This window comes from Streptomyces xiaopingdaonensis (assembly GCF_000262345.1).
Lineage (GTDB): Bacteria > Actinomycetota > Actinomycetes > Streptomycetales > Streptomycetaceae > Streptomyces > Streptomyces xiaopingdaonensis.
This window is the reverse complement of sequence record NZ_AJTQ01000102.1, coordinates 1-8,731: the sequence shown is the minus strand read 5'-3', so window position 1 is coordinate 8,731 and position 8,731 is coordinate 1. Positions and strand designations below refer to the sequence as shown.

General features: G+C 72.6%; 6 protein-coding genes and 1 pseudogene. 4 read left to right on the top strand and 3 right to left on the bottom strand.

Features of this window, described 5'->3' with window-relative positions; all coding sequences use genetic code 11:
• The first annotated feature begins 286 nt into the window (after positions 1-286).
• The 3 genes from UWG_RS0107665 (at position 287) to UWG_RS0107655 (ending at position 5,719) form a co-directional block, all read left to right on the top strand.
• Positions 287-1,732, top strand: coding sequence for an FGGY family carbohydrate kinase (locus UWG_RS0107665; protein WP_016906617.1), 1,446 nt, complete (start codon positions 287-289; stop codon positions 1,730-1,732).
• Between the two features lie 284 nt (positions 1,733-2,016).
• Positions 2,017-3,750, top strand: a complete 1,734-nt coding sequence (locus UWG_RS0107660; protein WP_016906616.1) for an ABC transporter ATP-binding protein — start codon at positions 2,017-2,019, stop codon at positions 3,748-3,750.
• Positions 3,751-3,793: 43 nt separating this feature from the next.
• Positions 3,794-5,719: an ABC transporter ATP-binding protein gene (locus UWG_RS0107655; RefSeq protein WP_029391257.1), complete on the top strand. Its 1,926-nt coding sequence runs from the start codon at positions 3,794-3,796 to the stop codon at positions 5,717-5,719.
• A 13-nt stretch (positions 5,720-5,732) separates the two neighbouring features.
• On the opposite strand, the gene UWG_RS0107650 is transcribed toward UWG_RS0107655, so the two are convergent.
• Positions 5,733-6,758 (bottom strand): GlxA family transcriptional regulator, encoded by a 1,026-nt coding sequence (locus UWG_RS0107650; protein ID WP_086022492.1) that lies wholly within the window; start codon positions 6,756-6,758, stop codon positions 5,733-5,735.
• A gap of 93 nt (positions 6,759-6,851) precedes the next feature.
• Between UWG_RS0107650 and UWG_RS0107645 the strand changes: the two genes are divergently transcribed.
• Entirely contained in the window at positions 6,852-7,082 is a 231-nt protein-coding gene (locus UWG_RS0107645; protein WP_016906613.1) for a hypothetical protein, read from the top strand.
• A gap of 47 nt (positions 7,083-7,129) precedes the next feature.
• On the opposite strand, the gene UWG_RS0107640 is transcribed toward UWG_RS0107645, so the two are convergent.
• Together UWG_RS0107640 and UWG_RS29665 are read right to left on the bottom strand one after the other, a co-directional pair.
• Positions 7,130-8,275, bottom strand: a complete 1,146-nt coding sequence (locus UWG_RS0107640; RefSeq protein ID WP_016906612.1) for a sigma-70 family RNA polymerase sigma factor — start codon at positions 8,273-8,275, stop codon at positions 7,130-7,132.
• Between the two features lie 174 nt (positions 8,276-8,449).
• Positions 8,450-8,731: pseudogene (locus UWG_RS29665) on the bottom strand (DNA primase); the annotation flags it as partial.

Below are 8,731 nucleotides of genomic sequence, written 5' to 3'. Positions count from 1 at the left end.
GAGGGAGGCCGAGCCGAGCCGCCGCTCGGCGCAGAGCGGCTCGCCTTGCGGCCCGGATGCTCGCGGAACCGGTGGATCGGCGGGGCGCACGGGCGAGTTGCCGACGACGGCGTCCCGTCCCTCGCGACGCCCCCAACCGGCAGTACGGCTCCGCCGGCGCTGCGGCGCACCTCCCCCGGGCGCACCCGAGCAGCGAGTGGGACCGTTCTCCGGCGGCGGGTGTCCGACGCGGATCCTCCGCTCCCGCCGTCCGGCGGGAGGGGGCCATGAGGCATCATTTCCCGCCATGGGGATAGTCGCAGGACTGGACAGCTCAGCCGCACACACCAGCATCGTCGTCTGCGACGCGGAGAGCGGCGCCGTCGTCAGGCAGGGGTACGCGGAACACCCCGAGAAGCGGGACGACCCGCAGTCCTGGCTGATCTCCCTCGGCAAGGCCGCGAGCAGCGGCCAGCTCGCCGACGTCACGGCGATCGGTGTCGCGGCGCAGCAGCAGGGGCTGTTGGCCCTCGACTCGGGCGGGACGCCCGTCGGTCCCGCGCTGCTCGGCAACGACAAGCGGGCGCAGCCGGCCGCTGCCGACCTCGTCGACGCGCTCGGGGGCCGGCAGGCGTGGGCGCAGCGCGTCGGCGCCGTGCCGACGGCCGCGCACCCCGTCGCGAAGCTGCGCTGGCTGGCGCGGCACGAGCCGGAGGCCGCGGCCCAGGCCGCCGAGATCATGCAGCCGCACGACTGGCTCGTCTGGCAGTTGCTCGGCCGCCCGGAACGCCGGGTCACCGACCGCGGGGACGCCTCGGGCACCGGGTACTGGTCCGCGGCGAGCGGCTCCTATCAGGAAGACCTGGTGGAGTTGGCGCTCGGGCACCGGGTGCGCCTCCCCGAGGTCGTCGGCCCGGCCGAGCCCGCGGGCCAGACGCCCGAAGGGCTGCTGATCTCGGCCGGGACGGGCGAGACGATGGCCGCCGCCTTCGGGCTGGGGGTGCGCGCCGGGGACGCCGTGGTCTCGCTCGGGGCCTCCGGCTCCGTCTGCGCCGTCCACCACGAGGCGCTCGCCGACCCGTCGGGCTCCATCGACTCGTACGCCGACGCCACCGGCATGCACCTCCCTTTCGTGCGCACCCTCAACGCCACCCGGGTGCTCAGGGGCACGGCCGAGCTGCTCGAGACCGACCTCGAAGGACTCTCCGAGCTGGCGCTGCGATCGACCCCCGGGGCCTACGGCATGGTGCTGCTGCCGTACCTGGAGGGCGAGACGACGCCCCGACTGCCGCACACGGCCGGCTCGTTGCACGGCATGCGGCGGGAGAGCATGAAGCCGGAGCACCTGGCGCGGGCCGCCGTGGAGGGGATGCTCTGCGGGCTCGCCGACGCGCTCGACGTGCTCCGCGGCCGGGGCGTCGCGATCGGCTCGGGCGAACAGGGCGAGGAGGGACGGTCGGAGGGCGGGCGCATCTTCCTGCTCGGGGCCGCCGCCTCGCTGCCGGCGGTGCAGGCGGCCGCGCCGCTGCTGTTCGGCGGGCGCGTCGTCGTGCCGCAGCCGGCGGAGTACGCGGCGCTCGGTGCCGCGCGGCAGGCGGCGTGGGCGCAGCTCGGCGGCGCCGAGCCGCCGCGGTGGCCGGACGCCGCGTGCCGAATCTTCGAGCCGGGCGAGGAGTCGGCCGTCGGCCAGGCGGTGCGGCAGCAGTTCCGGACGGTGCGCGAGCAGGCGCATCCGGGGGCCTTCGACGGCTGACGCTCCGCCGGCGCGGACCGGCGCTGCGACGGTACCGGGGTACGCCGGCGTGCTGGTGTGCAGCACGCGCCCGGGGCGCGTCCGGCGTCCGCGGCTGTACGGGAGAATTGCGCCCGGTGTGACCAGGGATGACGCGATCTGCCGTGTCTTTACCGGAAATTGGAGGCGCGTCGGCGGAAGCTCACGCACAATGGTCAGTCGGCTCTGCTGTCCCAGGCTCGTGTCGTGTCACGGAAGTCTCGCCGCGTGCGCGTCCGAACCTACCGCCCACCGAGGAATCACGTGTGCTGATCAGTCTGTTGAGAACCCATCTGACCCCGTACAAACGGACGCTCGGCTGGCTGGTGGTCCTGCAGCTTGTGCAGACGGGCGGCACGCTCAGCCTCCCCACGCTCAACGCGAAGATCATCGACAAGGGCGTGGTCCCGGGAGACACCGGCTACATACTGCGTTTCGGCGCTCTCATGCTGCTCGTCAGCGCCGTCCAGGTCGTCTGCAACATCGGCGCCGTGCGCCTCGGCGCCGCCGCGGCCTCGGGGCTCGCGCGGGACGTCAGGGCGTCCGTCTTCGCGCGGGTGCAGACCTTCTCCGCCCGCGAGATGGGGGAGTTCGGCCCGCCCTCGCTCATCACCCGCACCACCAACGACGTGCAGCAGATCCAGATGCTGACGCTCATGTCGTTCACGATCGTCATCTCCGCGCCGATCATGGCGTTCGGCAGCGTGGCGATGGCGCTCGGGCAGGACGTGCCGCTCTCGGCCGTGCTCCTCGCCGTGGTACCGGTGCTCACCGTCTGCGTGGCGCTGATCATCCGGCGCATGCGCCCGCTCTTCCGGAAGATGCAGGGGCGGCTCGACGAGGTCAACCGTGTGATGCGGGAGCAGATCACCGGCATCAGGGTGGTGCGCGCCTTCGTCAAGGACGACTACGAGCAGGGGCGCTTCCGCGAGGCCAACACCGCGCTCACCGAGGTGCAGTTGGGCACCGGGCGCCTCATGGCGCTGATGTTCCCCGTGGTGATGACGACGGTCAACCTCGCGAGCGTCGCCGTGATCTGGTTCGGCTCGCACCGCGTGGACAGCGGCGGCATGGAGATCGGCGCGCTGACGGCCTTCCTCGCGTACCTGATGCAGACGGTGATGTCGGTGATGATGGCCACCTTCATGTTCATGATGGTGCCGAGGGCCGAGATCTGCGCCGAGCGCGTGCAGGAGGTGCTGCGCACCGAGTCGAGCGTCGTACCGCCCGCCGAGCCGGTGCACACCGTCGCCACGCGCGGCCAACTGGAGCTGCGCGGCGCCGGGTTCCACTACCCGGGCGCCGAGGCCGCCGTCCTCCACGACGTCGACCTCCTTGCGCGCCCGGGCGAGACGACGGCCGTGATCGGCTCGACGGGCAGCGGCAAGAGCACCCTCCTCTCGCTCGTCCCCCGGCTCTTCGACGCGACGGCCGGCAGCGTCCTCGTCGACGGCGTCGATGTCCGCGACCTCGACCCGGCGGCGCTCGCCTCCGCCGTCGGACTCGTACCGCAGCACCCGTACCTTTTCACAGGGACCGTCGCCTCCAACCTCCGCTACGGACGGCCGGACGCCACCGACGCGGAGCTGTGGGAGGCGCTGAAGGTGGCCCAGGCCAAGGAGTTCGTCGAGCGCATGGAGGGCGGGCTCGAAGCACCGATCGGCCAGGGCGGCAGCAACGTCTCCGGAGGGCAGCGGCAGCGCCTCTCCATCGCGCGCACCCTCGTCCACCGCCCCGACATCTACCTCTTCGACGACTCCTTCTCCGCTCTCGACTACGCAACGGACGCCGCCCTGCGCACCGCCCTCGCCTCCTGGACGGCGGAGGCGACGGTCGTGATCGTCGCCCAGCGCGTGGCGACGATCAGGGAGGCCGACCGCATCCTCGTCCTCGACGAGGGACGCGTCGTCGGCGAGGGCCGGCACGAGGAGCTGATGACGCAGAACGAGACCTACCGGGAGATCGTCCTCTCCCAACTCACCGAACAGGAGGCGGCGTGAGCAACGCAAAGGACACCGCCGCCGCGACGACCGGGGGCACACGATGAGCGGTCCTGGAGGCATGGGCGGACCGCCGCGGCGCTCCGCCGACTTCAAGGGTGCGGCGAAGCGGCTGGTACGGGAGTTCCGTCCCGAGCGGCCCGCGATCTTGGCAATGGTGGGATTCGCGGTGCTCAGCGTCGCGCTGAGCGTGCTCGGCCCGCGCCTTCTCGGGCACGCGACCGACCTCGTCGTCGCCGGAGTGATCGGCCGTGAGATGCCGGCGGGCGTCAGCCGAGAACAGGCGCTCGACGCCCTTCGCGAGCAGGGTCGTTCGGGCATCGCCGACATGCTCTCCGGGCTCGGCTTCACGCCGGGCCACGGCGTGGACTTCGGCGCCGTCGGTCTCGTGCTCCTCGCGGTGCTCGCCGTCTACCTGGGCGCGGGACTGCTGATGCTCGTGACGACGCGGCTCGCCGTCCGCGCCGTCACGCACACCGTCTACCGGCTGCGCCGGCGCGTCGCCGAGAAGCTCGCGCGTCTGCCGCTCTCCTACTTCGACCGGCAGACGCGCGGCGAGGTGCTCAGCCGCGTCACCAACGACATCGACAACCTGGGGCAGATCCTCCAGCAGACCCTCGGCCAGATCGTCAACGCACTTCTGACGATCGTCGGCGTGCTGGTGATGATGTTCTGGATCTCCCCGCTCCTCGCGCTCGTCGCCCTCGTGACGGTGCCGGTCTCGCTCCTCGTCGCGACGGCACTGGGGAAGCGGGCGCAGCCGCAGTTCGTCGCGCAGTGGAAGTCCACGGGCGAACTCAACTCGCACATCGAGGAGATGTACACGGGCCACTCGCTGGTGAAGTCCTTCGGACGGCAGAAGGAGGCCGCCGCGGTCTTCGCCGAGCGGAACGACTCGCTCTACAAGGCGGGGTTCAAGGCCCAGTTCATCAGCGGCGCCATGCAGCCGGCGCTCATGTTCGTGGGAAACCTCAACTACGTCCTCGTGGCTGTCGTCGGCGGGCTGCGGGTGGCGGCGGGGGCGATCTCCATCGGTGAGGTGCAGGCGTTCGTCCAGTACTCGCGCCAGTTCACGCAGCCGCTCACCCAGGTCGCGTCGATGGCGAACCTGGTGCAGTCGGGGGTGGCCTCGGCGGAGCGCGTCTTCGAACTCCTCGACGCCGAGGAGCAGAGCCCGGAACCGGAGCGCCCCGCCCGCTGGAGCGACCGCCTCGGCGCCGTCGAGTTCGAGGACGTCTCCTTCCGGTACGCGGAGGAGAAGCCGCTCATCGACGACCTCTCACTCCGCGTCGCGCCGGGTCAGACCGTCGCCGTCGTCGGGCCGACGGGCGCGGGGAAGACCACGCTCGTCAACCTGCTGCTCCGCTTCTACGAGGTACGCGGCGGACGCATCCTCCTCGACGGCACCGACGTGGCCGAGATGGACAGGGAGGAGCTGCGCGGCGGGATCGGCATGGTACTCCAGGACGCCTGGCTCTTCGGCGGGACCATAGCGGAGAACATCGCCTACGGAGCCCCCGGCGGGCCCGGCTCCGTCGACCGCGAGCAGATCGAGGCGGCGGCGCGCGCCGCACACGCGGACCGGTTCATCCGCACCCTGCCCGACGGTTACGACACGGTCCTCGACGAGGAGGGGGAGAGCGTCAGCGCAGGCGAGAAGCAACTCCTCACCATCGCAAGGGCGTTCGTCTCCGACCCGGTGGTCCTCGTCCTCGACGAGGCGACCAGCTCCGTCGACACCCGCACCGAGGTCCTGATCCAGCACGCCATGGACCGCCTCGCAGCCGAGCGCACCAGCTTCGTCATCGCGCACCGCCTCTCCACGATCCGGGACGCGGACGTGATCCTGGTGATGGAGGACGGCGCCATCGTCGAGCAGGGCACCCACGAGGAGCTCCTCGCCGGCGAGGGCGCGTACGCGCGGCTGTACCGGGCGCAGTTCGCGGAGGCGGTCGCCGAGGTGGAGTGACGCGGCCGCCGCGTCAACCCACCTGGACGCGGGGCGGGTCGGTCCGGGCCGCGGCCCTCTCCGATGCCTCGCGCTCCACCGCCTCCGGGCCGCGGAACGTCCGGCGGTAGGCGTGCGGCGTGGTGCCGAGACGTCGCACGAAGTGGTGGCGCAGAGCGGCGGAGTGGCTGAAGCCGACGCGGGCCGCGATCGCGTCGATGGTCAAGTCGGTCTCCTCCAGCAGGTGTTGGGCGCGCAGCACCCGCTGCTGGAGGAGCCACTGGTAGGGCGTGCTCCCCGTCTCCTGCTGGAAGCGCCGCGCGAAGGTGCGCGGGGCGAGGTGGACGCGGGCGGCGAGCTGCTCGACCGTCACGTCCTCGTCCAGGTGCTCCTCCAGCCAGGTGAGCGCCCTGCCGACGCCGTCGTCCTCCCGCTGCGCGGGGAGCGGATGCTCGATGTACTGCGCCTGCCCGCCGTCCCGGTGCGGCGGTACGACCATGCGGCGCGCGATCGCGTTGGCGACTCGGCTCCCCTGCTCCTGACGGACGAGGTACAGGCAGGCGTCGATCCCCGCGGCCGTTCCCGCCGAGGTGATCACCGGGCCGTCCTCGACGTAGAGGACGTCCCGCTCGACCCGGGCGGCCGGGTAGCGGCGCCCCAGCTCCGCCGTGTGCCGCCAGTGCGTCGTGCAGCGGCGGCCGTCGAGGAGGCCGGCGGCCGCGAGCGCGAAGGCACCGGAGCAGACGCTGAGCACGCGGGCGCCGCGCTCCACCGCGTCCCTGAGCGCGTCGAGGAGCGCGGGCGGGTACGGGCGCTCCACGGCTTCCTTCTGCGCCGGGACGATGACGAGGTCGGCCCCCGCCAGACGTTCGGGACCGTGCCCGGTGCCGATGGTGAACCCCGCGCTGGCGCGGATCGGTCCGGGTTCGGCGCCGACCATCGCGAAGTCGTAGGTAGGCAGACCCTCTTCGCTGCGGTCCACCCCGAACACCTCGGCGGGGACGCCCATTTCGAAGGGGTTTACCCCGTGGAGGAGGGCCACGGCGACGTTCTTCAGCATGCGGCAAGCCTGGCAGAGAAGCGGCAGGAATTCGAGGGTGGGCGTCACTCCTGCCGCTCCCCAACGCGCGTCGCAGGTAAGAGAGTTGGGGACATGGACATCGCACTCGACTTCGTCGGCTCCCTGACTCTCCTGCTGCTCGCTCTCGGCCCGGCCGTCGTCGCCGTCGCCGGAGCCGTGCGCGAGCGCCGGATCACCCGCCAACTCCGCCTCGCCGAGCGCGGCGTGCGACCACAGCCCGACCCCGGCCCACCGCCCGCGCACCGCCCCGTCCGGGCGGCTCGTCCCCGGCTCGCCCCCGCCGCGGCACCGCGCGCCTGCTGACGGCCGGCGCGGACTCCCCCCGGCCCGGGGCGACTCGGCCGGGGGCCTCAGTCCAGGTAGCCCCTGAGCTGCTCGGCCCAGGTGTGCTCGCGGAGCTTCGCGAGCGTCTTCGACTCGATCTGCCGTATGCGCTCCCGCGTCACCCCGAAGAGGGTGCCGATCTCCTCCAGGGTGCGCGCCCGCCCGTCGTGGAGCCCGTACCGCAGTTGGACCACCTTGCGCTCGCGCTCCCCGAGCGTCGAGAGGACGGCCTCCAGATGCTCCCGCAGCAGCAGGAACGACGCCGACTCCACGGGTGAGGCCGCGTCGCCGTCCTCGATGAGGTCACCGAGGTCGACGTCCTCCTCCTCGCCCACGGGCGCCTGCAACGAGACGGGCTCCTGCGCGAGCCGCAGCACCTCCGTCACCCGCTCCGCCGTGAGGTCGAGCTCGGCGGCGACCTCCTCGGGCGTCGGCTCCTGGCCGCGCTCCTGGACGAGCCGCCGCTGCACCCGCACGACACGGTTGATCAGCTCCACCACGTGGACCGGCACCCGTATCGTGCGCGCCTGATCGGCGAGGGCGCGGGACATCGCCTGCCGAATCCACCACGTCGCGTACGTCGAGAACTTGTAGCCCCGCGCGTAGTCGAACTTCTCGACGGCGCGGATCAGGCCGAGGTTCCCCTCCTGCACGAGGTCGAGCATGGTCAACCCGCGGCCCACGTACCGCTTGCCGACCGAGACGACGAGCCGCAGGTTCGCCTCGATCAGTCTGCGCTTCGCCATCCGGCCGACGACGACGAGCCGGTCGAGGTCGTGCGCGAGGCGGCTTCCCAGGTCGGCGGAGTGCGTCAGCTTCTCCTCGGCGAAGAGCCCGGCCTCCACCCTGCGCGCGAGCTCGACCTCCTCCGCGGCCGTCAGCAGGGGGATGCGGCCGATCTCCCTGAGGTACTGCCGGAAGAGGTCGGCGGCCGGGCCGCTTCCCTCGCTCCCCTCGCGCGGCGCCGCGGGCTCCGTCTCGTCGGGGCGCGACGGTGCACGAGGGGCGCGCGGCGGAGGCAGCAGTGCTTCCGGAGGCTCGGACGGGACGGGCGGTGCGAGGACGCCGGCCGGTACCGACAGGCCGGCGGCTGCCTCCGGTTCGCGGTGCGGCGTCGACGGCGTCGGGGGCGCGGTGGCGGCGGGGGTCGCGCTCAGGGTCCGGGTCTGCACGGGGGGCGACCTCCAGTGATCGCTGCCGATGGGGGGGCGGCGTGCAAGACAGTGGCGGCAGGCAGGGGACGACGGGCAGCCGGGCCGCTGCACCGCACACCAGTGTGGGGTACGACACACCACCGCCACGAGACTCGTGCGCGGGCTTTTTTCACGGGCCGCCGCGGCCGGGCGCTAGAGCGCGTCGGCTCCTTGCTCACGCAACGCGGTGCCGTACTGCTGGAGGGTCCAGATCTGCCGGCGCACCTCGCCCGCCGACTCGGCATCCCGGCGTGCCTCCAACCGCCGTGCGCCGCCCTCCAGTTCGGCGATACGGGCGTTGACGGCGGCGAGGCGGACCGCGACGAGCTGCATGCCGGCGTACGCCGCGTCCGGCTCCCGGTTGCGGGCGCTGCGCAGCGGTTCGACGGCGAGCTCGGTGACGAGGCCGCGGACGGCGTCGTCGGGCGCGGCCTC